The organism is Streptomyces sp. NPDC002018 (assembly GCF_042890865.1).
GTDB lineage: Bacteria > Actinomycetota > Actinomycetes > Streptomycetales > Streptomycetaceae > Streptomyces.
In genome coordinates this window covers 227,088-252,697 of sequence record NZ_JBIASO010000011.1, presented here as the reverse complement: position 1 = coordinate 252,697, position 25,610 = coordinate 227,088, and the positions used below count along the sequence as shown (strand labels likewise).

Below are 25,610 nucleotides of genomic sequence, written 5' to 3'. Positions count from 1 at the left end.
GCTCTGCGTGTGAAGGCACGCGGGAACGGCGTCTGGGGCGCCGGGACTGCGGGGCCGTGCAGGGTGTCAGCTCAACAGGACGAGGACCACACTCGACCGAAGTCGATGTGGGAGCGCGTGACCAGCCACTGCTGCCGATTCATGGGCCAAGTGGAACAGGCATCCGTTTCCACGTCAACCGAGCGAGATCACCTGCTCACAGTCCGGACAAGCTTGACAACGGGCCGTACACACCGCTTAGCCTCGGAGGAGCGAGGGACCGTGCTGAGGGGCTCGGTCCGTACGCCCTGTCTGTGAAGGCACATCCCGTGTTCGATCGCTGTATCCACGGAGCCTTCGCATGCCTGTGTCCCCTGTGTCCTCCGCGTCGTCGGGTACGGTCCGTACTCCGGCCGTGACCCCCTCCCTGGTGGTGATCGGGGCAGGGCCGCGCGGCACGGGCTTTCTGGAGCGGCTCGTCGCCAACGCGCCGTCCCTGTACGACGGTCTGCCGCTGGACATCCACCTCGTGGACCCGTACCCGCCGGGCGGCGGGCGGATCTGGCGCCGTGATCAGTCGCCGCTGCTGTGGATGAACTCCATGGCCGAGGACGTCACGATGTACACCGATGACACGGTCGCCCTGGACGGGCCCGTACGGCAGGGGCCCGCGCTGCACGAGTGGGCCCGGGACGTCAGGGAGGGAAGGATCCGCCTGCCCGCCGGGGCCGAGCGCGACGAGCCGGGACTCCACGCCGCGATCACCGCGCTGACCGGCCAGACCTTTCCCAGCCGGCAGGTGCAGAGCGCCTATCTGAGCTGGGTGTACGAACAGACCGTGGCCGCCCTCCCGCCCGGGGTCACCCTCCACCCGCACCGCACCCACGCGCTGCGGGTCAGCGGGCCGCGCGGCGGACGCCAGCGCGTCTGGCTGGAGGACCGCACCGAGCCGCTGCTCGCCGATCTCGTCGTGCTGACCCTCGGCCATCTCGACGGCGAACCCGACGCGCGGCAGCGGGAGTTGCGGGAGTTCGCGCGGCGCCACCAACTGATCCATCTGCCGCCCGACTTCACCGCCGACAGCGATCTCTCCGCCCTGCCCGCCGGTGAACCCGTCCTCGTCCGGGGCTTCGGACTCGCCTTCGTCGATCTGATGGTGCTCCTCACCGAGGGACGCGGCGGCCGGTACTCGCGAAGCACCGCCGCCGCCGCCGCCGACGACGACGGTGAGGAGAAGGGAGGCGGCGGAGACGGGGGCGGGGGCGGAGACGGGGGCGAGCTGGTGTACCACCCCTCGGGCCGGGAGCCCGTCCTGTACGTCGGATCGCGGCGCGGTGTCCCGTACCACTCCAAGATCGGTTACGGTCTGGACGGCGAACGGCCCCCGCTGCCCCGCTTCCTGGGGCCCGCGGAGATCGACGAGCTGCTGGCGAGACCGGGCCCGCGGGACTTCGAACGCGATGTCCTGCCGCTGGTGTACAAGGAACTCGGCTTCGCCCACTACCACCGGCTCTTCACCGCCCACCCCGAGCGCACCCGGGTCGGCTGGACCGACTTCGAGGAGAAGTACGCGGCGGCCGACCCCGGCAGCCCGGAGCTGGACGCCCTGATCACCAGCGCCGTACCCGACCCCGCCGACCGGCTCGATCTGGACGCGCTCGACCGGCCGCTCCAGGGCGCGCGCTTCCCCTCGTACGACGCCCTCCAGGACACGCTGCGCGCGTACATAGACGCCGACCTCGTCCGCCGCCACGACCCCGCCCACAGCGCCGACCTGGCCGTCTTCCACGCCCTGCTCTCGGTCTACGGACAGCTCATCCGGCTCGGCGACCTCGGCGACGCGGACGACCGGTGGCACGGCTTCTTCAGCTATCTCGCCTCCGGCCCGCCGGGCCCCCGGCTGCGCCAGTTGCTCGCGCTCTCCCGGGCCGGTGTGGTCCGCTTCGTCGGGGCCGGCATGACGGTCGGGACCGACGAACAGCGGGGCGTCTTCCGGGCCGGGAGCCCCGGTGTGCCCGGGGAGTACATCGAGGCCCGCGCCCTGGTCGAGGCCCGGCTCCCCGATCCCTCGCCCGAGCGCACCCGAAGCCCGCTGCTGCGCGCGCTGTACGAGGAGGGGGCCGCCACCACCGCGGGGGCCGGGCTGGTCAGGGTCGATCCCGACGACGGACGGCTCGTGGAGCGCGATGGCCGTCCGCACCCCCGGCGCTTCGCGCTCGGCCCGTACACCACCGCCCGGTCCAGCGGCGCGTTCACCCGCCCCCGCACCGGGGGCCAGGCGTTCCGGCAGAACGACGCGGCCGCGCGGGCCGCGCTCACCCTCCTCGGCGAACTGCGCCTCCCCGCCGGGCCCGCGCCCGCGGCCGGCCGGCCGGACCCCGCCCCGGCGGACGACGGTTCGCGCGCTGTGCCCCCCACCGCCGGACCGGCTGGGAGCGGCCCGTCCGAAGCCGAAAGGTAAGGCCCGTCATGCCCGCCATACGACCCCTGCATCTCGCCGCCGAGATCGGCGGTCCGCCGCGTTACGACGCCGGGTGGTACGTCGAACTCGCCCGGCTCGCCGAGGACGGCGCCCTCGACTTCGTGACCCTCCAGGACTCCTTCGACCGCCCCGGTCCCGACGCGCTCGCCGTGCTCTCCCGGGTCGCCCCCACCACCGAGCGCATCGGTCTGGTGCCGGTCGTCACCACCACCCACACCGAGCCGTTCCATGTCTCCACGTCCCTCGCGACCCTGGACTGGGTGAGCGGGGGACGGGCCGGCTGGTTCGTCGGGGTGTCGGACACCCCGGCGCAGGCCCGGCTCTTCGGACGACGCCGGGCCGCCCCGGCCGCCGCCCTGTGGCGCGAGGCGGGGGAGGTGGCCGAGGTGAGCGCCCGGCTCTGGGACAGCTGGGAGGACGGCGCCGAGATCCGCGACAGACCGACAGGGCGCTTCATCGACCGCGACAAGCTGCACCATGTCGACTTCGAGGGCACCGGATTCTCCGTCCGCGGCCCGTCCACCGTGCCGAGGCCGCCCCAGGGCCGTCCCGTCACCGTGATCGACGGGACCGCGGGCCCCGCCGCGGAGACCGCGGCGCGCCACGCCGATGTCGTCCTGGTGCGGGCGGGGCGCCCCGAGGAGGCGGCCGTGCTCCGCGAACGGCTCAGGGCCCGCGCCGCCGACCACGGCCGTGACCCGGACACCCTGCGGGTCCTCGCGGCGCTCACCGTCCATCTCGGCGACGGCGAACGCCCGCTGGACCCGGGCCTGGAGAGCGCCCCGCGCACCACGGCCGGTGCCGGCGGACCGCGCTACCGGGGCGGCCCGGCGGGCCTCGCGCAGCTCATCACCGGCTGGCACGGCGCCGGCGCGGTGGACGGTTTCCATCTCACCCCCGCCGAGCCCCGCCGGGATCTCGAACGGCTGGTCAACGGCACCGTGGCACTGCTCCAGCACCGCAGCCTCTTCCGCACCTTCCACCCGGGCGGCACCCTCCGCGAACATCTCGGCCTCGCCCGCCCGGCCAACCGCTACACGTCCGCCCGGGGAGTGGTCCGATGACCACCGACCCGACCGGTACCGCTCGTACCGGCGACGCCCGGGCCACCCAGGGCCGTGCCACCGACGTCCGGACCGGCGCCGACCGCAAGCGGATCCATCTCGCCGCGCACTTCCCGGGGGTCAACAGCACCACCGTCCGGTCCGATCCGCGCTCCGGGTCCCCGATCGGCTTCTCCTCGTTCGCGAAGCTCGCCCGTACCGCCGAGCGCGGCAAGTTCGACTTCTTCCTCCTCGCCGAGGGGCCCCGGCTGCGCGAACACCGCGGCCTGATCGACGAGCTGGACGTGGTGGGCCGTCCCGAGCCGCTCACCGTGCTGAACGCGCTGGCCGCCGTCACCGACCGGATCGGTCTGGCCGCCACCGTCAGCGCCACCTTCAACGAGCCGTACGAACTGGCCCGCAGGCTCGCCTCCCTCGACCATCTCAGCGCGGGACGGGCCGCCTGGAACGTGGTGACCTCGTCCGACGCCTTCACCGGGGAGAACTTCCGGCGCGGCGGCTATCTCGACCGGGCCGACCGCTACACCAGGGCCGCCGAGTTCGTCGCGACCGCCCGTGAGCTGTGGGACTCCTGGACACCGGCCGGGCCCGGCGCCCCGTACGGCACGCCCCGCCCCTTCGCCCACTCGGGACCGCAGTTCGAGATCGAGGGGGAGTTCACCGTCCCGCGCTCCCCGCAGGGCCATCCCGTGGTGATCCAGGCGGGCGACTCGGACGAGGGCCGGGAGTTCGCCGCGTCCGCCGCCGACGTGGTGTTCAGCCGCCACGGCACACCGGAGGAGGGCCGCGCCTTCTACGCCGACGTCAAGGGCAGGCTGGCGGCGTACGGCAGGGAGCCGGACGATCTCACGATCATGCCCGGGGTCACCTTCGTCCTCGGCGACAGCGACGCGGAGGCGCAGGAGCGGGCGGCCGAGATCCGCAGACAGCAGGTCTCGCCGCGGCACGCGATCCTCGCGCTGGAGCGGGTCTGGGGGCGGGATCTGTCGGCGTACGACCCGGACGGGCCGCTGCCCGAGATCGATCCCGACCCGGATCCGGACCCGGACCCGGGGCCGGCCCAGGGCCGGGTCCGGGTGGCCGATCCGCTCGCCGTCGCGGCCGGCTGGCGCGCGCTGTCGGAGGCCAAGGGCCTGTCCATCCGGCAGACCGTCATCGAGACCACCGCGCGGCAGTCCTTCATCGGGACCCCCGCGACCGTCGCCGCGGCGCTCGACAGCTTCGTCCAGACGGACGCGGCGGACGGATTCGTCCTCATCCCGCATCTCACCCCGGGCGGGCTGGACGACTTCGTGGAACGGGTCGTACCGCTCCTCCAGGAGCGCGGGGTCTTCCGCGAGGAGTACGAGAGCGGCACTCTGCGGTCGCATCTGGGTCTTCCCGATCCGGTACGGAAAGGCTGATCGGCATGACAACGGAATCACTGGCGGACACGGGAACGGGAGTGGGAGCGGACATGGGTACGAGAGCGGGCACGGACACGCGTGTGGACGGGGGCAACGGCACGGGCGCCGGCACGGACGGAGGCACGGGCGCCGGCGCGGACGGGGGCACGGACGGGGGCGCGGACACCGCCGCCCAGGAGTGGCGGAGCTGGCACGAGGGGCGTGTCGCCACGGTCACGGCGCCTTACGGGCCGCTCTCGCTCACCGGCACCCACTGGCTCGCCGACCATCCCGGTGGCCGGCTGCCCGGACTCCCCGGGCACTGGCGCGAGGACGGCGACCAGGTGGTGCTGACCGCCGTGGACGGGGACGGGCTGACCGCCGACGGCCGGCCGCTCACCGGGGAACTCCGGCTGGCCGCCGACAGCGGTCCGTTCGAGGCGTCCCGGATCGCGGCCGGCGGACGCAGGCTGGTCGTGCTGCGCCGCGAAGGGCTCTGGGCCGTGCGCGACGTCGATCCGGACTCCGCCGCGCGGGCCGCGTTCCAGGGGATCGTGGCCACCGCGTACGACAGGGAATGGGAGCTGGCGGGCCGTTTCCGTCCGTACGACGAGAGCCGTACGGTGCTGGTCGAGAACGCGGACGGACGCGAGCGGGGCCTCGGCCTCGGCGGTGAGATCGCCTTCACCGTCGGCGGTACGGAACACACCCTCCAGGTCGCGGTGGAGGGGGACGGCACGCTCTGGGCGGTCTTCGCCGACACCACCAGCGGACAGGACAGCTTCCGCTTCCGCTTCCGCTTTCTGCGCCCGGCGGCCCCGGCCGCGGACGGGACGGTGACCGTCGACTTCAACCGCGCCCTGCTGCCGCCGTGCGCCTTCGCCGACCACTTCATCTGCCCGTTCCCGCCGCCCGGCAACACCCTCCCGATCGCGGTCCCGGCGGGCGAGCGGACCGTGGCCGGCTGACGCGCCGCCCCGCCCGCTCCCGGGGGGCGGGGGACGGACGGGGCGGGCGGGGCGGACGGGGGCGGGTCGGACCGGTGGGAGCGGACCGGGCCGGTGGGGCGGGCGGGGGCCACGGCCAAAAGCCGCCCTTGCGCGGCGAGTTGGGGCATCCAATACTCCCGAGCAGCGCCGACGGGGGGCGCGCGGTCCGGTGTCCGCAGGGACGGCCGCCCCCGGCCGCGCCTCACGGGCCCGCACCTCCACGGAGGGCCCTCGATTCCCCTCGGGAGGAACGCCAAGTGAGGATCAAGCGCACCATCCGCCGCGCCGGGACCACCGGACGTACCCGTCTGCTCGCCGTCGCCACGGGACTTGCCGCCGCCGTGGCACTCGCGGTCCCCGCCGCCAACGCCGGTACGGCCGCCACGGCGGGGACCGCGAGTGCCACGGGCGCGTCCGCCGCGAGCGCGCTCACCGCCGTCGGCGACGCGGTCCTGGACGCCGGGGTACCGGGCACCGCCTGGTACGCCGATCCCGCCGCCGGCACCGTCGTCGTCGCCGTGGACAGCACCGTCTCCACGGCGGAGATCGCCGCGATCGAGCGGGCCGCGGGTCCCCACGCAGGGGCGCTGCGCTTCGAGCGCACGGCCGGCCGGCTCTCCACCCAGCTCTCCGGCGGCGACGCCATCTACTCCGGAGCCGGGCGCTGTTCGGTCGGTTTCAATGTCGTCAGCGGCGGCACGTACTCCTTCCTGACGGCGGGACACTGCACCAGCGGTGTCTCGACCTGGTACGCGAACCCCTCGGGAACCACCCCCGTCGGGGTCACGACGGCGACCAGCTTCCCCAGCCGTGACTACGGGCTCGTGCGGTACACCAACCCCTCGGTGCCCGTGCCCGGGACCGTCGGCACCGCCGACATCACCGGTGCGGCCAACGCCACCGTCGGGATGGCCGTCACCTTCCGGGGCGCCGTCTCCGGTGTCCGCTCCGGCGTGGTGATCAGCCTCAACAACACCGTCAACTACGGCAACGGCCAGGTCGTCAACGGGCTGATCCGCACCAATATCTGCACCCAGCCCGGTGACAGCGGCGGAGCGCTCTACTCGGGCACCCTCGCCATCGGGATTCTCTCGGGCGGCAGCGGCTGCTCCGGCGGGGTCGGTACCTCGTACTTCCAGCCGGTCATCCCGGCCCTGGCGGCGTACGGCGTCAGCGTCTTCTGAGCGTCCGCCGGCCGGTCCGGTCCACCGGATCCGGCCGGCCCGGACCCCGGTTCCGGCGGCACGGCCGAGTCCCCGTCCGGCCGCCGGACGGGGACCGTATGACGCACGCTCGCGCCGAGTCGCCGTGGACTTCCTCCGCGGAGAGCGACGTGCGCGATGCCGTGCCGCCGAGGAGCCCGGACGTGTTCCGCCCCGTGCCCACCGACGCCACCGCGCGCGTCCTCAAGCGTCAACTCCGCCCTCTAGACTGGCCCGATGACAGGACCCCTGGTCCCCGTCCGCGCGATCGTGTCGCGGGTCCACAGCGGTTGTGATCTGGTGTGTGACCACCGCGGGGACGCGCCCCACACCGGGCCCGGCGACGACGGGGCGGCCGACCGGGATGACCGGCCCGCGGTGGCCCGGCGGCTGCCCGGGGAGCGGGCGCCGGACCGGACCGCCGAGGCCGGGACCCAGGCCCGCGGCGTGCTGGGCGTCCCCGTACAGGGCGTTCCCGTACGGGGCGGCGCCGTACGGGGCGGCGCCGGGGAACCGGCGCCCGTGCCGCCGCGCGTACGGCGCGCGGCCGGGCCGTGGGCGCCGACCGAGGGCATCACCGTCGGCGGGAAGAGCCCGCTGGCCGTACTCAGGGAAGAGGCCGACCGTGGCTGAGACGATATCGACCGAAGCGCTGGCCGGGGAGCTGGCGGCGCTGGGCGTCACCGACGGCGGGACCCTCCTCGTCCACGCGTCCCTGCACGGCACCGGACTGGACGCCGACACCCTCCGTACGGCCCTGCTGACGGCGCTGGGAGCCGACGGCACCCTGGTCGTCCCGGCCTTCACCGAGGAGAACTCCGACACCTCCTCGGCCCACTTCGCCCAGATCCAGGGACTGACCCGCAGACAGGCCGCGGCCTTCCGGGCGCGGATGCCCGCCTTCGACCCGCTGACCACCCCCTCCACGGGGATGGGCCGGCTGGCCGAGTCCGTCCGTACCGCTCCCGGGGCCGTCAGGAGCACCCATCCGCAGACCTCCTTCGCCGCGATCGGCGGACGGGCGGCGGAACTGCTGGCCGCGCATCCGCTCGACAGCCATCTCGGGGAGGACTCACCGCTCGGCGCCCTGGTCGCGGCGGACGCACGGGTCCTGATGGTGAATGTGGGCTTCGCCGCCTGCACGGCATTCCATCTCGCCGAATACCGCGTCGGCTCTCCCGTGCGCTCCTACCACTGTGTGGTGAAGGGGCCGGACGACAGCCCGCGGTGGGTGGAATTCGAGGACGTCAGCCTCGACGACAGTGACTTCGAGGCGATCGGGGCGTCCTTCCCCTGGGATCTGGAACGGAAGGGACCACTCGGCGGCACGACCGCGAGGTCGTTCTCGATCAAGGACGCCGTCGACCACGCGGAGTCGTGGATGACCGAGAAGCGGCGCTGAGCGGCCGGACCGCGGGGCTCTCGGCGCGGCGGGACATGCCTCCGCGGACTCCGCGGAGGAGTCCCGTTCCTGTCACCCGCCCGGGGACCGAGCCGATCGCATCCGGCCGGTCCCCGCTTCTGTGGGGGGCGAATTCAGGACAGGACTAGTCCTCACCGCTGATGACACGGTGGTCGCACCGAGTGTTCGCAAACGGAACGGACGCGGTCTGACCTCGGCCACGGGACCGGCCCGGCGAACGGGCCACCGTCGTGCGCCCGTCCTGAAGTCGGCCTTGTGTGCGGCCGCCCGGTCTCGGAATAGTGGGCGGCTCATCCTCCGTGTCAGGTCACCCCACATGCCCCGGCACGGTTCCCCCCACAGGAGGTCGACGTTGAACCATCGGCGCATATCCAGGAAGCGGGCGACGACGGCGGGCGGTGCCGTCATCGCCCTGGCCATCGCGGGAATCACCTTCCAGACTGCGAACGCCAGTGAGGAAACACCCCAGTTCACGGTCAAGACACTGACGGCCGCGGCGGCCGGAAATCTCGCCTCGGTCCTCGGTGAGGACCTGGGCGGCGCCGCCGCCGGTTCGTACTACGACGCCGGGTCCAAGGCCCTGGTGGTGAATGTCGTCGACGAGCGGGCGGCCGAGACCGTACGCCAGGCGGGCGGCAGGGCCAGACTGGTTCAGAACTCCCTGGCCGAACTGAAGAGCGCCCGCCAGACCCTCACGGACCGTGCGGCCGTCCCCGGCACGTCGTGGGCGGTCGACCCGGTCACTAACAAGGTGATCGTCACGGCCGACCGTACGGTCGAGGGCGCGGCGTGGGACAAGCTCAGCGGAGTCGTGGAAGGGCTCGGCGACAAGGCCGAACTGAAGAGGACGGCGGGGGAGTTCACCCCCTTCGTGGCCGGCGGTGACGCCATCACGGGCGGCGGCGGTCGCTGCTCGCTCGGCTTCAACGTGGTCAAGGACGGCGCGCCGTACTTCCTGACCGCGGGGCACTGCACCGAGTCCATCCAGACCTGGTCCGACCCGGCGGGCACTGTGATCGGGACGAACGAGGGCTCCAGCTTCCCGGACAACGACTACGGCCTGGTCAAGTACACCGCCGAGGTCGCGCACCCGAGCGAGGTCAATCTCTACGACGGCAGCAGCCAGCCGATCAGCCAGGCCGGTGACGCGACGGTCGGGCAGCAGGTGACCCGCAGCGGTTCCACCACCCAGGTGCACGACGGACAGGTCACCGGGCTCGACGCCACCGTGAACTACGGCGGCGGCGACATCGTCAACGGTCTGATCCAGACCTCGGTCTGCGCGGAGCCGGGCGACAGCGGCGGCTCGCTCTTCGCGGGCGACACCGCGCTCGGGCTGACCTCGGGCGGCAGCGGCAACTGCTCCTCGGGCGGTGTGACGTTCTTCCAGCCGGTGACGGAGGCGCTCGCCGTGTTCGGCGCGCAGATCGGCTGACGGACGGCCCGCTTCGGCAGGCGGAGCGCGCGGGCACCCGCCCGCGCGCTCCGGTGTGTGCACGTTCCGCCGCCCGCGGGGGCGGCCCCTCGGTCCCGGAGCGGGCTCAGACCGCCCCCGGCCCCGGTCTGGTTCCTATGACCACGGTGGCGTACAGCTCATCGGAGCGTGCCACGCGCGGGACCAGCCCGCCGGCCGTGAAGGCCTCCACCGCCAGGGGCGCCTGGCGCTCACTCGTCTCGACCAGCAGCGAGCCGCCCGGTGCCAGCCAGTCGGGCGCCTCCGTCGTCACCCGCCGCAGGACGTCGAGCCCGTCCGCGCCCCCGTCGAGGGCGACCCGCGCCTCGTGGATACGGGCCTCCTGGGGCAGCAGCCCGACCTCCTCGGTCGGTACGTACGGCACATTGGCGAGCAGGACATCCACCCGTCCCCGCAGCGCGCGGGGCAGCGGGCCGTAGAGATCGCCCTCGTACACCCGGCCGCCGGCCTCGGCGACATTGCGCCGGGCACACCCCACCGCGGCGGGGTCGATGTCGGTGGCGTACAGCTCGGCCCCGTCCAGGGCCCTGACCAGCGCCGCGCCCAGCGCGCCGGAGCCGCAGCACAGATCGACCACGACGGCGCGCGGCCGGGCGAGGGCGGCGGCCTCACGGACAAGGAACTCGGTACGGCGGCGGGGCACGAAGACCCCCGGGTCCACGGCGATCCGCAGACCGCAGAACTCCGCCCAGCCGAGGACATGTTCAAGGGGCAGACCGGCGACCCGCCGGTCCACCATCGCGGTGAGTTCGGCCGCCGTCCCCGCGGCGGAGACGAGCAGTCGCGCCTCGTCCTCGGCGAAGACACAGCCCGCGGCGCGGAGTCTGGCAACCACATCGGACGGAACGCCGACGGACGGAGCGGGGGATGACGCGGAAGCTGACATGGGGAGCCTTTCGGAATGCCGATGGGCACTCCCGGCGGTCACCTATGTCCGACGGCCCGCACAACCGCGGGAGGGGAGTACCCGACCTGGTACAGCGGTGATGGGTCTCGCCTCCTTCGGTGGGTCCGGTCGCTGCTGGAGAGGGCCACACTACCCGAGTCGGGCCGGGCGACCGCCCGCGCGGCCCGCCGGTCCGGCGCCGGGCGGGCCTCGCGGCGGCTTCCTGAGCCCACTCTTAGTCTCACCTTAACGGCGCCATAAGGATCGCCCCCACCCCCTCCGAGCAGCCGATTCCGGGGTGTTCAGGGGCTAGCTTGCTGAGCGCCGGGGCGGCGTTCGACGGGGAGGTCGTCTGCCGCTCCGGCTCGTTCCACCAGCGCCGTTCCGAAGGAGAACCTCTACATGACCGCTCGCCCCACGGCCGCCGGGATCGTCGTCCTCGGTCTTGTCCCGCTCGCGCTGGCCGGGCTCGCCGCCGCTCCGGCCGTGGCGCACGGGTCGCTGACCGACCCGGTCAGCCGGGTCGCCGCGTGCTACGCCGAGGGGCCGGAGAGCCCGCGCTCCGCCGCGTGCCGGGCGGCGGTCGCGGCCAGTGGCACCCAGGCGTTCTACGACTGGAACGAGGTCAACATCGCCGACGCCGCCGGGAACCACCAGCGGCTGATCCCGGACGGAAAGCTGTGCAGCGCGGGCCGGGACAAGTACAAGGGGCTCGATCTGGCGCGCGGCGACTGGCCGTCGTCCGCGATGACGGCGGGCAACAGGACCTTCCGCTACAAGGCCACCGCGCCGCACAAGGGCTCCTTCGAGCTCTATCTCACCAAGGACGGCTACGACCCGGGCAAGCCGCTGAAGTGGTCGGATCTGGAGGCGAAGCCCTTCCTCAAGGTGACCGACCCCAAGCTGGAGAACGGCGAGTACGTCTTCAACGGGATCGTTCCTGACAAGTCGGGGCGCCATCTCATCTACTCCATCTGGCAGCGTTCGGACAGCCCCGAGGCCTTCTACACCTGCTCCGACGTGGTCTTCGGCAAGGACAACGGCGCCGCGGGCGGCGGCGCTCCGGCGGCGCCCGCGCCGACGGCCTCCGCGCCCACCGACGAGGAGATCGCGGAGGGCGCGGACAAGTCCACCGTCGAACACAACGGACACGGTGACACCGGCACACACACCGACACCGCCGACACCGCCTACGGCGACACCGACAGCAGCACCGACACCGACACCGCCACCGCCACCGAAACCACCGACGACGCCACGTCCGGTGCCGGTACGGCCGACGACGGTGGCACCGGTGGCACCGGTGGCACCGAGGGCTCCGGCGACGCCAACTCCCCCGGGACGAAGGCCGTCGGCGCCTCCGCCGAACTGCCCGCCGACGGGCAGAACCTCGCCGAGACCGGCGGCTCCGGCGTCACCCCGTATCTGGCGATCGGTGGCACGGCGGTCCTCGCCATCGGTGCCGCCCTGCTGTTCGGTACGGCCAGGCGCAGGGCCGTACCGTCCGCGCGGCACGGCCGCTGACCTCTCACGGCACGGACGCTGACCCCCACGGGTGCGAGCCGCCGTCCGCTCCCGGGAGCGGACGGCGGCTCCTGCGTCAGCCGATCACCGAGGCGCAGGTGGTCGGTGTCGCGCGGGCCGGGTCGAGCGCGTTGGTCACCTCGTGGAAGGCGATCCTGTCGATCGTCCCGATCGCCACATGCTCGGAGAGATCCACCGGGCACAGGTCCTGGAGCAGCACATTGCGTACCTCGGGACCGCTCAGGAACTGTGACCGGTACGGGGTGACCACCTCGTCGTACCGGGTGGCGATCACGGTGTAGCGCACCCCGGGAACGGTGTCCCCGCCCTCGTTGAGCTTGGTGAGGAAGGCGGATCCGGCCACCTGGTCGGCGAGCGCGGGGGTCTTCTCGTTCAGCAGGTGCCCCACTCCGGGGAAGTACGGGAGCAGCCGGGTCAGCCCGAGCAGGGTGGTGCCGTGGTTGTCGGGGGCGATACCGATCAGGGCGTTCACCTTCGCCGCCCCGCCGAGGAACTTCAGATAGTGGCGCGGCATCATGCCGCCCTGGGAGTGGCCGACGATATCGACCTCCGTGGCGCCGGTGGCCGCGAGCACCCGGTCGACATGGGAGGCGAGCTGTCCGGCCGAGGCGTCGATGGGGCCCAGACCGTAGAACAGCGGTACGCCGGGGAGTTGCCCGTAGTCGAGGGAGAAGACGCAGTAGCCCCGGTTCACCAGATACGGGGCGAGGCCGAGCCAGTTGTCGATGGAGTTCGCGAAGGTGCCGTGGACGAGGACGACCGGGCGGGGATGGGCCGTGGAGGGTTTACAGGAGTAGTCGTTCCATCCGCTGCTCGACGCGGACGCGGACGCGGTGGTGGTGGCGGCGGTGGTGGTGGCGGTCGAGGCGGTCGCGGCGGTGGGGGGCGCGGCGACAGCGGGGGTGGCCAGGGACATGGCGGCCAGCAACAGCGCGGTCAGGGGTCCGAGCGCGCGTTTCCAGGGCAGCATCGTGCGATCTCCTTGCGGCTCAAGGGAAATGGCGATGTCTGTCAGCCCTGTGGCCCGGACCACAAAGAGGGGGTGCTCAGCTAAAGTTACGCACGGGTAAGGTGGCGAAGGGAAGTTACGCGTCGGTAAAAACTCCCGGCCGTCGCCACCAGGGGTGTTGTGTCACACGGGCAGAGGATTCCGCCGACACACGGACACACACACGATCACGCGGCCAGCGACCCCGGCACGATCGCCCCGGGTCCGAACTTCGCGCGGGCCAGGTCCGCCACCGCCTCGATCCGCCGGGCCCGGTCGTCCACCGGGTCGAACATGAGCTGACGGCTGGCCCGTTCGGCCGGGATCAGCCCCTCCGCCCGTACGGAGAGAACCCGTACCCGCGCCCGTTGCAGTCCGAGCGACTCATGGATCCGGTACACCGCTCCGGCCAGCGCCGCCGAGTGCGCGGTCGGCTCGCGCAGCGCCCGGGTCCGGGTGGTCGTGGACCGGTCCGCGTACCGCACGGTGAGCGTCAGGGAGCGGCACACCTGGTCCGTTCCCCGCAGCCGGCCTCCCAGTTCCTCGGTGATCGAGAGCAGGGCGCGCCGGTGCCGCTCCTGGTCCAGTTCGTCGCGGGAGAAGGACCGTTCGGCGGCGAGCGAGCGCGCGGCGGCGTTCGGGACGACCCGTGTACGGTCGATTCCGCGCGCCTTCTCGTACAGTTCACGCCCCACGCGCACCCCGGCGATCCGCTGGAGTGTCGACAGCGGTACGGCGGCGGCCCCGCCGACGGTGCCGATTCCGTACGAGCGGAGCACCCGGGCCGTCGCGGTGCCGATCCCGGGCAGATCGGTGACCGGCCTGGGGCCCAGGAACGCTTCCACCGCGCGCTTGTCGTCCGCCACCACCAGCGTCGTCCCCGGCTCGGCGTGCCGCGCGGCCATCCCGGCCAGCATCGGGGTGGCGGCCACCCCGATCGTGCAGCCGGTCCCGAGATGGGCGAGCGTCCGGACCCGCAGCACGGAGGCGATCCCGGCGGCGTCCTGTCCGAAGTACCGTTCCGCGCCGCGCACATCGACGAGCGCGGCGTCCGGCGGCAGCGCCTGGACGACCGGGCTGATGTCCTCGACCAGTCCGAGCAGACCCGGCAGCGCCGGTCCGGCCGGGTCCCCGGGCACACCCCCGGCCGCGTCCTCGTGCCGCAGCCGTATACAGAGGATCATCCCGCGCTCCCCGGGCTGGAATGCCACAACTTCCGTCCGGTGGGCAGCCCTTCACCGGGCGGCTGGAGATCGGCCCAGGGATTCATCGCATAGCCCGTGGGCAGATGGATGCGCCGGCCGCGGCCGGTCCCTGAGGTGTCCCGGTCCGGTTCCGGTGTGTCCAGCGCGGCGGCGACCGCCTCCAGACCGCCTTCCTTCCGCAGCTCCACCAGTTCCGCCAGATTCCAGGCAGCGGCGCCCACCACGCTCAGACTGCGCGGACCGCGCCGCTGCACCACTCCGCGTACCAGCAGCAGCCAGGAGTGGAAGACGGTGTGCGCGCAGGCCTCGTGGCTGTCGTCGAAGAAGGCGAGGTCGACCAGGCCCGTACCGTCGTCCAGCGTGGTGAAGATGACCCGCCTGCCCGAACGGACCGGCGGGGTCTGGGTGGCGGCCTTGGCGCCCGCCACCAGGACGGTCCTGCCGTGCGGCACGTCCCGCAGCCGCTTGGCCGACATCACTCCCAGCTCCTTCAGGAACGCGTAGTGGTCCTCCATGAGATGGCGGGAGGCGTCCATGCCGAGGACGCCCAGCTCGGCGCTGAGGCGTTCCGCGTCGCCCAGATCGGGCAGTCCCGCGGGGGCGGTCCGCCGTCCTCCGCCGAGCGGGAGCTGATCGCCGTGGGCACCGGTCCTCCGCTGTGCTCCGTGCAGTTCGGAGAGATGGAGCAGCAGATCGCGCCGGTTGGCGCCGAACCGGTCCAGCGCGCCCACCTGCGCCAGCCGTTCGGCGACCGGCCGCCCCGGTCTGGCCCGCTGCCAGAAGTCGAGCAGGGAGGAGTAGGGCCGGCCCGCCTCGATCCGTGCCGTCTCCGCCTCGCTGATGCCATGGACGTCGGAGAGTGCCAGCCGCAGCCCCCACACCTTTCCGCCCCGGCCCGCCCCGTCGCCCTGCCTTGTCCCGTCGCCCTGCCTCGTCCCGTCACCCTGCCCAGCACCGTCGCCCTGCCTCGTCCCGTCGTTCTGCTCCGCTCCACGATCAGACACCAGTTCGATCCGATGGGCGGCCGAGGACAGGTTCACATCCAGCGGCAGCACCGGCACCCCGCGCCGCCGCGCGTCCGCGAGCAGCAGCCGTTTGGGATACATCCCCGGGTCATGTGTGAGCAGCCCGGCGTAGAAGGCGGCCGGATGGTGCGCCTTGAGCCAGGCCGACTGATAGGTCGGTACGGCGAAGGCGACGGCGTGCGCCTTGCAGAAGCCGTACGAGCCGAAGGCCTCGATGATCTCCCAGGTGCGCGCGACGACCTCGGGCGCGTACCCCTTCCGCCGGGTCGCCCGCTCGAACCAGGCACGGATCCCGGCCCCCGACCCGGGGTCGGAGAGCCCGCGCCGCACCTTGTCCGCCTCCTCCCGGCCGCAGCCGGTCATGATGTCCACCATCCGGATGATCTGTTCATGGAAGACCACCACCCCGTAGGTCTCGCGCAGCGGTTCCTCCAGATCCGGGTGGGGATGGCGGATCGGCGCCCGGCCGTGTCTGGCCTCGATGAACGGCCGCACCATGTCGGCCGCCACCGGGCCCGGCCGGAAGAGCGAGATGTCGACCACCAGATCGTGGAAGGTGGCGGGCTGGAGCCTGCCGACCAGATCGCGCTGGCCCGGCGACTCGATCTGGAAGCAGCCCAGGGTCTCGGCGGAGCGGATGAGCCGGTAGGTCTCCGGATCGCCCTCGGGCACCTGCCGGGGATCGTCGATGTCCACCCGCTCCCCGGTGGCCCGTTCGATCTCCGCTACGGCGTGCGCCATCGCCGACTGCATCCGTACACCCAGCACATCGAGCTTGAGCAGCCCCAGCTTCTCGACGTCCTCCTTGTCGAACTGGGACATGGGGAAGTTCTCGCCGCTGGTCGGCACCACCGGGGTGCGGCGCAGCAGCGAGGCGTCCGAGAGCAGCACCCCGCACGGGTGCATGGCGATCCCGCGCGGCAGCGCGTCCAGCGCCTCCACCAGCTCCCAGAGCCGGCCGTGCTTCCCCCCGTGCCGCCACTCCCGCGCCACCTCCCGCAGTTCGGGCAGCTCCTCCATCGCGGCGCGGGCGTCGCGGGCACGGATGTGCGGGAAGGACTTGGCGATCCGGTCGATCTCGGCCGGGTCCATGGAGAGGGCGGCGCCCACGTCCCGTACGGCGTGGCGCACCCGGTAGGTCTCGGGCATGGCGACGGCGGCGACCCGCTCGGGGCCGAAGCGGCCGAGGATCCCCCGGTAGACCTCCAGCCTCCGCGCGGACTCCACGTCGATGTCGATATCGGGCAGTCCGGACGGGCGCCGGGTGGAGAGGAAACGTTCCATCAGCAGTCCGTGCGCGACCGGGTCGGCGTGTGCGATCCCCAGCAGATGGTTGACCAGGGAGCCGGCGCCCGAGCCGCGCGCGGCGACCCGGATCCCCATGCCGCGTACATCGTCGACGACCTGCGCCACGGTGAGGAAGTACGAGGCGAAACCCAGCTCCTCGATCGTGCGCAGCTCCGCGTCCAGTCTGGCCCAGTAGGTCCGGTGGCCGGGGCGCCGGTCGTAGCCGCGCAGCACCATTCCGGCGGCGCAGCGCGAGCGCAGGACCCGCCCCGCGGTACGGCGGTCGGCGCCGACCAGCCGCGGCTCGGGGAAGTGGACGGTGCCGAGGCCCAGATCGTCCTCGGGGTCGACCAGACAGCCGGCGGCGGTCTCCTCGGTCAGGGCCAGCAGCCGGTGCGCGGTGTCCCGCCCGAAGCCGGCGGCCTCGGCGACCAGCTCCGCGGTACGGGCCATCCCGGCCGGATCCTTGAGCCAGCGCTCCCCGCTGTCCAGGCCCCGGCGCGGGTCGATGGGGATCAGCCGGCGGGCCGAGTCGAGGACATCGGCGACCGGGCCCTGTCCGGGGTCGGCGTAGCGCACGGCGTTGCTGAGCACCGCCCGTACCCCCTGTTCGGTGGCGAAGCCGAGGGTACGGGCGGCGTGCCGCAGCGAGCCGGGGCCCGTGCCCGTACGCCCGTGGTGCACGACTTCGAGCCGGAGCGCGTCGCCGTAGATCTCGCGCCAGGGCGCCAGCAGCCGGGCGGCCCGGTCGGGGCGGCCCGCCGCGAGGGCCCGGCCGGTCTCGGAGCCGGGTCCGAGCAGCACGGTGAGATCCGCGCCGTGGTTGTCCCCCCAGGGCAGCAGCGGGCCGCCGTCCCCGGCGGCGTGCGCGGTGGAGACGAGCCGGCACAGCTCGGCCCAGCCCGCGGCGCCGTTCCTGGCGAGGAAGACCGCGCGGGGCGCGGACTCGTCGATGAAGGCGCCGCCGCGCACGGGGGTGCGCCGGCGCTCGACGGGGCTCGACTCCCGTGCCCGCTCGCCCACCGCCAGCTCCACCCCGAAGAGCGGCCGTATCCCGGCGGTCGCGCAGGCCTCGGCGAAGCGGACCGCGCCCGCGAGGGTGTCGCGGTCGGTCAGGGCGAGGGCGTCCATGCCCCGCTCGGCGGCGCGCTCGGCCAGCCGCTCCGGGTGGGACGCCCCGTACCGCAGGGAGAATCCGGAGACGGTGTGCAGATGCGTGAACCCGGGCATCCGCACCTCCTGGATCGATCCGTTCTCACCTCCCCCGTCACCCACCATAGACCAAGTTTCGAACGTGCGTGCGATAGGAAATCCCGGCCCCGGGCGGCGGGGCCGGATGCCGGCACATGAGGGAGGGGTCCGGACCATCCGTGATGATCCGGACCCTTCCGGTGAACGCGGTGAATACCCTGATATGCCCCGGCGAACCTTGGCTCCGGCTCCGGCTCCGGCTCTGCTGTCGCTGTCGCTGTCGCTGTCGCTGTCGCTGTCGCTGTCGCTGTCGCTGTCGCTGCCGGTGCCGGTCGCGCGGGCGTCGGCGCGTGTCGGCGCGTGTCGGCGCGTGTCGGCCGGGTGGTACGGGGAAGCGGTCAGCCGATCCAGCGGTAGCGGCGCTCCGGACGGCCCGTGCCGCCGTAGCGGAGGGAGATCTCCGCCCGGCCCGTCTCCGCGAAGTACTCCAGATAGCGCCGGGCGCTCACCCGGGACAGGGCCCCCGCGTCCGCGCACTCCGTCGCCGACAGACCGCCCGAGTGCTTGCGCAGAATGCCCTCCACCAGGTCGGCCGTATGGGCCGCCAGGCCCTTGGGCAGCCCGCGGCTCCCGGGCGGGCGCGTACCGAAGATATGGTCCACATCCTCCTGGCGTGCCTCGCCGAGCCCGGCGAGACGGGTGCGCAGGGAGGCGATGTGCCGCAACTGCTCCTGGAGCGCCGCCTGGTTGAAGGGCTTGATCAGATAGTGCAGCGCACCCGCGCGCAGCGCCGCGCGGATCACCCCCGCGTCCCGCGCCGCCGTGATGAACAGCGCGTCGGCGCTGACCCGGTTCCGGTCTCGCTCCTCCGCCGCCCGCAGCTCACGCAGTACGGCGATTCCATCCATATCGGGCAGATAGATATCGAGCAGGACAAGATCCGGCCCCAGCCGCTCGGCCGCGCGCAGCGCTTCGGCGCCGCTGTGCGCCACCCCGACGACCGTAAAACCGTCCATTGCGGACACATAGCGGCTGTGCAGTTTCGCGACCATGAAGTCGTCGTCCACCACCAGCACTTTCGTCACGCCGACACGCTAAGCCGCGACCTCAATGACCACAACGTCCGTTGATTCCGGAAGAGAGACAGCTTGTTAACGCGCAGGCAACATGTGGCCCACTTCACAAGCTTTCCGAAAGGCGGCAGACGTGCGATTGCGCACCCCTCTGGCCCTGCTCGGGTCGGCACTCCTGGTGCTGGTGGGGCCGCCGTTGCTCACCTCGGGCAGTGGCACCGACACCGGCACGCAGATCCCCGGCCTGCGCTTCATGGTTCCCAACACGCCCGGCGGCGGTTACGACATCACGGCCCGCACCCTGGCCAAGAACGCCGAGGACGGGGAACTCACCCACAACATCGAGGTGTTCAACCTGCCGGGCGCCGGCGGCACCGTGGGCCTCACCCGGCTCGTCGGTGAGCACGGCAACGGCAAGCTCGCCATGTCGATGGGCCTCGGTGTGGTCGGTGCCGTCCACACCAACAAAACGCCCAGGACGCTCGCCGACACGACTCCGATCGCCCGGATCACCGAGGAGTCCGACATCGTGGTCGTCGGCAAGGACTCCCCGTACCGGACGATCGACGATCTGATCGAGGCCTGGCGGGCCGACCCGGCCAAGGTGCCCGTCGGCGGCGGCTCCTCGCCCGGCGGCCCCGACCATCTCGCCCCCATGCTGATGGCGAAGGCCGCGGGGATCGCGCCGAAGACCGTCAACTACATCCCGTTCGACGGCGGCGGTGAACTCCTCGCCTCGATCCTCGGCGACAAGGTCGCCTTCGGGGTCTCCGGCCTCGGCGAGTACCTCGACCAGATCAAGGCCGGTGAGCTGCGGCTCCTCGCGGTCACCGGGCCCGAGCGGATACCCGGCCTCGACGCCCCCACCCTCCGTGAGGCCGGTCTCGACACCGACTTCACCAACTGGCGCGGCATCGTGGCACCGCCCGGCCTCTCCGACGCCGAGCGCACCAAACTCGTCGCCTTCTTCGACACGCTGCACGACTCGCCCCAGTGGCGGGACTCCCTCAAGAAGAACGGCTGGGACGACGCCTATCTCCCCGGTGAGAAGTTCGGCGAGTTCCTCGCCGAGGAGGACCGCCGCGTGGACTCCGTCCTGAAGGAGCTGGGACTGTGAACCCCGAGACCGGCACCCCCGGCACCCCCGGCACCCCCGGCACGCCCGGCACCCCCGGCACCCCCGGGGCACCCGGGACCCCACGGACAGCGGAGACCCCAAAGACCGCGGAGACCTCCCGGACCGCGGAGACCTCCCGGACACCGGCCGCCCCGCGCGGCTCATGGCTGCGCGAGCACTCCGAGCTCGGCGTCAGCCTGCTGCTGCTCGTCCTCGGGGTGCTCGTCCTCACGGACGCGCTCACCATGGATGTCGAGATCACCCAGCGCGGCCCGGTCGGCCCCAGGACCGTCCCGGTCGTCGTCGGCATCGGCCTGCTCGTCGTCGCCGTCCTGCTCACGCTCGACATCCTGCGCGGCGGCCGCGGCGAGGCGGAGGGCGGCGAGGACATCGACCTGAGCGAGCCCGCCGACTGGCGGACCGTTCTGCTCCTCGCCGGGGTCTTCCTGGCGAACGCCGTGCTCATCGGACCGCTCGGCTTCCCCATCTCGGGCGCCCTGCTCTTCTGGGGCTCCGCGTACGCGCTCGGCAGCCGCCACTACGACCGTGACCCGCTGATCGCCGCGGGCCTCTCGCTCGTCACCTACTTCGTCTTCGACAACCTGCTCGGTGTCCCCCTCCCCGGTGGCCCGCTGATGGGGGTGCTGTAACCCATGGACTCCCTCAACTCCCTGCTGGACGGCTTCGGTACGGCGCTCACGCCGATGAATCTGCTCTGGGCCGCGATCGGTGTGCTGCTCGGCACGGCGATCGGGGTACTGCCCGGCATCGGCCCCGCCATGGCGGTCGCGCTGCTGCTCCCGGTGACCTACGGACTCGATCCGACCGGCGCGTTCATCATGTTCGCCGGTATCTACTACGGCGCGATGTTCGGCGGCTCCACCACCTCCATCCTGCTCAACACCCCGGGCGAGAGCGCGGCCGTCGTGGCCGCGATCGAGGGCAACCCGATGGCCAAGGCCGGGCGCGGTGCCCAGGCGCTGGCCGCCGCCGCGGGCGGGCACTTCGCCGGCGGCATGATCGGCACGATCCTGCTGGTGGTCCTCGCCCCGACCGTGGCGTCGCTCGCCGTGGACATCGGAGCCCCCGACTACTTCGCGATCATGGTGCTGGCGTTCATCGCCGTCACCTCCGTCCTCGGCTCGTCCCGTATCCGCGGTCTCGCCTCCCTGCTCATCGGTCTCACCCTCGGGCTCGTCGGCCTCGACCAGATGACCGGCCAGCAGCGGCTGACCTTCGGCGTGCTCCAACTCGCCGACGGCATCGACGTGGTGATCGTCGCGGTCGGTCTCTTCGCGATCGGCGAGGCACTCTGGGTCGCCGCCCATCTGCGCCGCTCCACCGGACAGGCGATCCCGGTCGGCCGCCCCTGGCTCGGCAAGAAGGACATCCGGCGCACCTGGCGGCCCTGGCTGCGCGGCCCGCTCATCGGCTTCCCGTTCGGCGCCATCCCGGCCGGCGGCGCGGAGATCCCCACCTTCCTCTCGTACGTCACCGAGAAGCGGCTCTCCCGGCACAAGGACGAGTTCGGCAAGGGCGCCATCGAGGGCGTGGCCGGGCCCGAGTCGGCGGCCTCCGCCTCGGCGGCCGGGACGCTGGTCTCGATGCTGACCCTCGGACTGCCCACCACGGCCGTCGCCGCCGTGATGCTGGCCGCCTTCCAGCAGTACGGCATCCAGCCGGGACCGCTGCTCTTCGAACGCGAACCCGACCTGGTCTGGGGCCTGATCGCCTCGCTCTTCGTCGGCATGGTGCTGCTGCTCGCGCTCAATCTGCCGCTCGCGCCGGTCTGGGCGAAGCTGCTGCGCATCCCGCGGCCGTATCTCTACGCGGGAATCCTGTTCTTCGCGGCCGTCGGCGCGTACGCGGTCGGCGGGGAGGCGCTGGACCTGGTGATCCTGCTGATCATCGGTCTGATCGGGTTCGGCATGCGGCGGTACGGACTGCCGGTGCTGCCGGCCGTGATCGGGGTCATCCTGGGCCCGGCCGCCGAACAGCAGTTGCGGCGCGCCCTCCAGATCAGCGACGGCAGTGTGGGCGGGCTGGTCAACACGCCCTTCTCGGTGACGGTGTACGCCGTGATCGTGCTGCTGCTGATCTGGCCGGGGGTGCGGAAGCTGATCCTCGCGCGCCGCCGCCGTTCCGCGTCGGTGTGACCCGCGTACCCGCCTGACCGGCCCGTCCGGGTGAGCCCGGCCAAGACACGCGGTCCGAGCCGGAGGCTGGTCCAAGCCGGAGGCTGGTCCAAGCCGGAGGTTGGTCCGGGCCGGACGCTGGTTTGAGCCGGATGCGCCGCCCCGTCCCAGGGGCGGCGCATCCGGCTCGCGCGGCGTTGTCAGTGGTGGCTGGCACCATCGCCGACGCCTCGCAGCAGTTCCCTGGCGCTGTGGGGCGAATGCACCGTGAGGCCGCCGCCCTGCTGGAGGCCGCTCGCGCCACCCCGGTCAACGGGATCTTCGAGCATGACGGGACGAGTTGTCTGCGGGAGCTGCTGAAGGTGAACCAGGTTCCCAGCCGGCTGGACCGTGGATCGCCGCATGTTTACATCAGGCCGGTCGGTGCCACCGTCCGCCGGATCAATCAGAGCCTCGTGGAGGACGACGCCGGGTCCTGGGCGGTCATCGAGACCCTACGGCACACCGGAGTGCGAGCCGAGGAACTGACTGAACTGACGCATCTAACGCTCGTCTCCTACCGGCTGCCCGAGGCCGGAGAAGTCGTTCCGCTCCTTCAGAGCGTTCCGTCCAAGAGCAACGAGGAACGGCTCCTGCTGGTCAGCCCTCAGCTCGCCAGTGTCCTGGCCACCATCGTCAAGCACCTTCGTGACGCCAACGGCGGCAAGATCCCGCTCGTTGCCCGCTACGACTCCCACGAGCGCGTTACCGGTCCGCTGCTGCCCCACCTCTTCCAGCGGCGGCGCTATTGGCAGCCGCAGGTCATGAGTGAGGCCGCGGTCAAGCACAGGCTCGACCGGACGCTGGAGGTTACCGACCTGCGCGACCAGGCAGGTCAGCCGCTGAACTGCACGCGGCACGACGTCCGCAGGATGTTCACCACCGAGGCCGTCACCGGTGGGCTGCCCGTCCACATCGCCGCCCGCATCCTCGGACAGAAGACTCTGACCACCACTCAGGCATACCTCGCGGTCTTCCAGGACGACCTCGTGCGGACCTACCGCGGCTTCCTCGACCGGCGCCGGGCTGATCGACCACAGGACGAGTACCGTGAGCCCACGGACTCCACCCTTGATCGGCGCAACCGGGAATGACTAGGTTTGCCGCCGACAACGGACGAACAAGCAGGTGGGGCGTATGACCGCATTGGACGAGCTGGTGCAGTTGTTCGGCCCGTCGGCAGCCCGAGAGCTGTCCCCCGACGACTGGACCGAGGTCGAGGACTACGTCGGTTCTGCGCTGCCCGGCGACTTCAAGAAGTTCCTTGACACCTATGGCACCGGAGTGATCTGCGAAGAGCTGGTGGTCTTCCACCCCCGAGGGTCCAGTCCGCTGCTCGCGCGGATGCAACGGATCAGCGAGTCGTTCGGGCAGTCGTGGCGACGCAACCCGGACGAGTACCCCTTCCGCTTCCACCCCGAGCCGGGCGGGCTCATCTCCTGGGGATACGACTACTCCGGCGATGAGCACTTCTTCTGGCCGTGCGACCCGGACCCGGACCGTTGGAAGGTGGTCACCAACATCAATGGGACGGACCCCCAAGTCTTCGACGGATCGTTCACCCACTTTGTGCTTTCCTTCGTCCAGCAACTGCGCGATGTGGAACCGCACCATGGGATGGACCCTGCGGCCTTGGAGTTCCTTGAGCCGGAAGACCTGAACGAGCTGGCAGAGCGCGGAGAGATTGGTCCGGTCAAGCCAAGCTTCGAACCGTTCTGATCCGGCTTGTGGCATCGGTATCTGTCGCTCGGAATCGAGTACCTCGCCGCATCCAGGGCGCCTTCCTCGTCGAACGTCCTCGGTCGGGCCATGGCACGGCCTTAGCCGTTTTGGACCGTACGCTACAATATTCCTTTGGAAGCCCGCTCCTACCGCGACCTCGAAGCCTTACTGGTGTGGTGCGCGTAGTCCGGAAAAGGACCATGACCACGACCGACTGGGATGCCTCCGCCGACTCCTTCGACCAGGAGCCCGACCACGGGCTGCGGGACCCCGCCGTCCGCGCGGCCTGGGCGGGCCGGATGGCGTACTGGCTGCCGGCCGAGCCGTCCCGGGTGCTGGATCTCGGCTGCGGTACGGGCAGTCTGGCCCTGCTCGCCGCCGAGCGGGGCCACCGGGTGACGGCCGTCGACCTCTCGCCGCGCATGGCCGAGCTGGCCCGGGAGAAGCTGGCGGGCACCGACGCCGAGGTGCTCGTGGGGGACGCGGACCGGCCGCCGGTGGCGGGACGGAGTTTCGACGTGGTGCTCGCCCGCCATGTGCTGTGGACGCTCCCGGACCCCGAGCGGACGCTCCGCCACTGGGCCTCGCTGCTGAGGCCGGGCGGGTGGCTCGTGCTGATCGAGGGTGTCTGGTCCGGCACGGGTCTGCCGGCGTCCCGGCTCATCGACGCCCTCGCCCCGCTCACCGAGCGCGTCCACCACGAGAGACTCTCCGCCGACCCCGCTCTCTGGGGCCGCCCCGTCGACGACGAGCGGTACGCGCTGATCGCGCGGTCGGCCGGGCCCCGGCGCCACAGGGAGGTGGTCGATGTCCATCTGATCCTGCGCAGGGGGGACGAGGTGCTGCTCGCCCGCCGCTCCGGCACGGGATACGGCGACGGCCTGCTGAACGGCCCCTCGGGGCATGTGGAGGACGGCGAGGACGTCCGTACGGCCATGATCCGCGAGACCTACGAGGAGATCGGCGTCGAGCTGGCCCCCGACGAACTGCGGGTCGCGCTGGTCATGCAGCACCGCGGACCGGGTGGCAACGCCCGGATCGGCTGGTTCTTCGAGGCGGAGGCGGACGAGCCTGCCGAGGCGGACGAGCCTGCCGAGGACGGCTCCGGAGGCGGCCGGCCCGGCCGGGTGCCGTACAACCGCGAGCCGCACAAGTGCTCGGGACTCTCCTGGCACCCGCTGTCCGCTCTCCCCGACGACATCGTCGCCTACTGCCGGGCCGGTCTCGACGCCTACCGCGCGGGCGAACGCTTCGTCATCCACTGGCACGAGGACGGCGATCCGGTCGGCCATGTCCCGGGCGGCGCCGACCGCGTGGTCACGCTGCCCGCGACCCGGGGCCGGGCGGGACGGACGCCGCCCCGGCCGGGGGAGCGGACATGACGCACCTCCGACGCGCG

Annotated in this window: 19 protein-coding genes and 1 pseudogene; 15 read left to right on the top strand and 5 right to left on the bottom strand. The window is 72.3% G+C overall.

Features of this window, described 5'->3' with window-relative positions:
* The first annotated feature begins 340 nt into the window (after window positions 1-340).
* From ACFYYH_RS20485 to ACFYYH_RS20450, 8 genes are all read left to right on the top strand, one after another.
* Window positions 341-2,440 (top strand): FAD/NAD(P)-binding protein, encoded by a 2,100-nt coding sequence (locus tag ACFYYH_RS20485; protein ID WP_388552733.1) that lies wholly within the window; start codon window positions 341-343, stop codon window positions 2,438-2,440.
* An 8-nt stretch (window positions 2,441-2,448) separates the two neighbouring features.
* On the top strand, window positions 2,449-3,525 hold the full coding sequence (locus ACFYYH_RS20480; RefSeq protein WP_388552729.1) for an LLM class flavin-dependent oxidoreductase: 1,077 nt from the start codon (window positions 2,449-2,451) through the stop codon (window positions 3,523-3,525).
* A gap of 92 nt (window positions 3,526-3,617) precedes the next feature.
* A complete protein-coding gene (locus ACFYYH_RS20475) occupies window positions 3,618-4,928 on the top strand; it encodes an NtaA/DmoA family FMN-dependent monooxygenase (RefSeq protein WP_388552875.1) in 1,311 nt (436 codons plus the stop codon).
* 5 nt (window positions 4,929-4,933) lie between these two features.
* Window positions 4,934-5,878 carry a DUF1684 domain-containing protein gene (locus ACFYYH_RS20470; RefSeq protein ID WP_388552726.1) on the top strand — a complete coding sequence of 315 codons (945 nt, stop codon included), beginning with the start codon at window positions 4,934-4,936 and terminating at the stop codon, window positions 5,876-5,878.
* 278 nt (window positions 5,879-6,156) lie between these two features.
* Window positions 6,157-7,083, top strand: coding sequence for a S1 family peptidase (locus tag ACFYYH_RS20465; RefSeq protein ID WP_388552723.1), 927 nt, complete (start codon window positions 6,157-6,159; stop codon window positions 7,081-7,083).
* Between the two features lie 255 nt (window positions 7,084-7,338).
* Window positions 7,339-7,734, top strand: coding sequence for a hypothetical protein (locus ACFYYH_RS20460; RefSeq protein ID WP_388552721.1), 396 nt, complete (start codon window positions 7,339-7,341; stop codon window positions 7,732-7,734).
* Window positions 7,727-8,503 carry an aminoglycoside N(3)-acetyltransferase gene (locus ACFYYH_RS20455; RefSeq protein ID WP_388552718.1) on the top strand — a complete coding sequence of 259 codons (777 nt, stop codon included), beginning with the start codon at window positions 7,727-7,729 and terminating at the stop codon, window positions 8,501-8,503. Before ACFYYH_RS20460 ends, ACFYYH_RS20455 begins: the two co-directional genes overlap by 8 nt.
* A gap of 373 nt (window positions 8,504-8,876) precedes the next feature.
* Entirely contained in the window at window positions 8,877-9,959 is a 1,083-nt protein-coding gene (locus ACFYYH_RS20450; RefSeq protein WP_388552715.1) for a S1 family peptidase, read from the top strand.
* 106 nt (window positions 9,960-10,065) lie between these two features.
* Here ACFYYH_RS20450 and ACFYYH_RS20445 read toward each other — a convergent pair whose 3' ends face one another.
* Window positions 10,066-10,884 carry a putative protein N(5)-glutamine methyltransferase gene (locus ACFYYH_RS20445; protein WP_388552712.1) on the bottom strand — a complete coding sequence of 273 codons (819 nt, stop codon included), beginning with the start codon at window positions 10,882-10,884 and terminating at the stop codon, window positions 10,066-10,068.
* A 402-nt stretch (window positions 10,885-11,286) separates the two neighbouring features.
* Here ACFYYH_RS20445 and ACFYYH_RS20440 point away from each other — a divergent pair, with 402 nt between their 5' ends.
* A complete protein-coding gene (locus ACFYYH_RS20440) occupies window positions 11,287-12,408 on the top strand; it encodes a lytic polysaccharide monooxygenase (RefSeq protein WP_388552709.1) in 1,122 nt (373 codons plus the stop codon).
* A 76-nt stretch (window positions 12,409-12,484) separates the two neighbouring features.
* Here the strand turns inward: ACFYYH_RS20440 and ACFYYH_RS20435 are convergent, their stop codons facing one another.
* From ACFYYH_RS20435 to ACFYYH_RS20420, 4 genes are all read right to left on the bottom strand, one after another.
* Complete coding sequence (locus tag ACFYYH_RS20435; RefSeq protein WP_388552706.1) at window positions 12,485-13,399, bottom strand: esterase/lipase family protein; 915 nt, start codon at window positions 13,397-13,399, stop codon at window positions 12,485-12,487.
* A 206-nt stretch (window positions 13,400-13,605) separates the two neighbouring features.
* The gene (locus ACFYYH_RS20430) at window positions 13,606-14,601 is read right to left on the bottom strand and encodes a hypothetical protein (protein ID WP_388552704.1); all 996 of its coding nucleotides are present in this window, start codon (window positions 14,599-14,601) and stop codon (window positions 13,606-13,608) included.
* Entirely contained in the window at window positions 14,598-18,164 is a 3,567-nt protein-coding gene (locus tag ACFYYH_RS20425; protein ID WP_388552701.1) for a DNA polymerase III subunit alpha, read from the bottom strand. The genes ACFYYH_RS20430 and ACFYYH_RS20425 overlap by 4 nt, the downstream gene beginning before the upstream one ends.
* A 359-nt stretch (window positions 18,165-18,523) precedes the next feature.
* On the bottom strand, window positions 18,524-19,210 hold the full coding sequence (locus ACFYYH_RS20420) for a response regulator (RefSeq protein WP_388552698.1): 687 nt from the start codon (window positions 19,208-19,210) through the stop codon (window positions 18,524-18,526).
* A 121-nt stretch (window positions 19,211-19,331) separates the two neighbouring features.
* On the opposite strand from ACFYYH_RS20420, the gene ACFYYH_RS20415 reads away from it, so the two are divergent.
* From ACFYYH_RS20415 to ACFYYH_RS20390, 6 genes and pseudogenes are all read left to right on the top strand, one after another.
* Window positions 19,332-20,315, top strand: a complete 984-nt coding sequence (locus tag ACFYYH_RS20415) for a Bug family tripartite tricarboxylate transporter substrate binding protein (RefSeq protein WP_388552695.1) — start codon at window positions 19,332-19,334, stop codon at window positions 20,313-20,315.
* A 167-nt stretch (window positions 20,316-20,482) separates the two neighbouring features.
* A complete protein-coding gene (locus ACFYYH_RS20410; RefSeq protein WP_388552873.1) occupies window positions 20,483-20,965 on the top strand; it encodes a tripartite tricarboxylate transporter TctB family protein in 483 nt (160 codons plus the stop codon).
* Window positions 20,966-20,968: 3 nt separating this feature from the next.
* On the top strand, window positions 20,969-22,471 hold the full coding sequence (locus tag ACFYYH_RS20405; protein ID WP_388552692.1) for a tripartite tricarboxylate transporter permease: 1,503 nt from the start codon (window positions 20,969-20,971) through the stop codon (window positions 22,469-22,471).
* A gap of 239 nt (window positions 22,472-22,710) precedes the next feature.
* Window positions 22,711-23,583, top strand: a complete 873-nt coding sequence (locus ACFYYH_RS20400) for a tyrosine-type recombinase/integrase (RefSeq protein WP_388552870.1) — start codon at window positions 22,711-22,713, stop codon at window positions 23,581-23,583.
* A gap of 43 nt (window positions 23,584-23,626) precedes the next feature.
* Window positions 23,627-24,208, top strand: coding sequence for a hypothetical protein (locus tag ACFYYH_RS20395; protein WP_388552690.1), 582 nt, complete (start codon window positions 23,627-23,629; stop codon window positions 24,206-24,208).
* 203 nt (window positions 24,209-24,411) lie between these two features.
* A pseudogene (locus ACFYYH_RS20390) lies at window positions 24,412-25,563 on the top strand (methyltransferase domain-containing protein); the annotation flags it as partial.
* Window positions 25,564-25,610: the final 47 nt, after the last annotated feature.

What these genes read in the sequence shown, in the direction of transcription:
- ACFYYH_RS20485 (WP_388552733.1), top strand. Translation starts at nt 341, where the DNA reads ATGCCTGTGTCCCCTGTGTCCTCCGCGTCGTCGGGTACGGTCCGTACT.
- ACFYYH_RS20480 (WP_388552729.1), top strand. Translation starts at nt 2,449, where the DNA reads ATGCCCGCCATACGACCCCTGCATCTCGCCGCCGAGATCGGCGGTCCG.
- ACFYYH_RS20470 (WP_388552726.1), top strand. Translation starts at nt 4,934, where the DNA reads ATGACAACGGAATCACTGGCGGACACGGGAACGGGAGTGGGAGCGGAC.
- ACFYYH_RS20460 (WP_388552721.1), top strand. Translation starts at nt 7,339, where the DNA reads ATGACAGGACCCCTGGTCCCCGTCCGCGCGATCGTGTCGCGGGTCCAC.
- ACFYYH_RS20445 (WP_388552712.1), bottom strand. Translation starts at nt 10,884, where the DNA reads ATGTCAGCTTCCGCGTCATCCCCCGCTCCGTCCGTCGGCGTTCCGTCC.
- ACFYYH_RS20440 (WP_388552709.1), top strand. Translation starts at nt 11,287, where the DNA reads ATGACCGCTCGCCCCACGGCCGCCGGGATCGTCGTCCTCGGTCTTGTC.
- ACFYYH_RS20435 (WP_388552706.1), bottom strand. Translation starts at nt 13,399, where the DNA reads ATGCTGCCCTGGAAACGCGCGCTCGGACCCCTGACCGCGCTGTTGCTG.
- ACFYYH_RS20430 (WP_388552704.1), bottom strand. Translation starts at nt 14,601, where the DNA reads ATGATCCTCTGTATACGGCTGCGGCACGAGGACGCGGCCGGGGGTGTG.
- ACFYYH_RS20425 (WP_388552701.1), bottom strand. Translation starts at nt 18,164, where the DNA reads ATGCCCGGGTTCACGCATCTGCACACCGTCTCCGGATTCTCCCTGCGG.
- ACFYYH_RS20405 (WP_388552692.1), top strand. Translation starts at nt 20,969, where the DNA reads ATGGACTCCCTCAACTCCCTGCTGGACGGCTTCGGTACGGCGCTCACG.
- ACFYYH_RS20400 (WP_388552870.1), top strand. Translation starts at nt 22,711, where the DNA reads ATGCACCGTGAGGCCGCCGCCCTGCTGGAGGCCGCTCGCGCCACCCCG.
- ACFYYH_RS20395 (WP_388552690.1), top strand. Translation starts at nt 23,627, where the DNA reads ATGACCGCATTGGACGAGCTGGTGCAGTTGTTCGGCCCGTCGGCAGCC.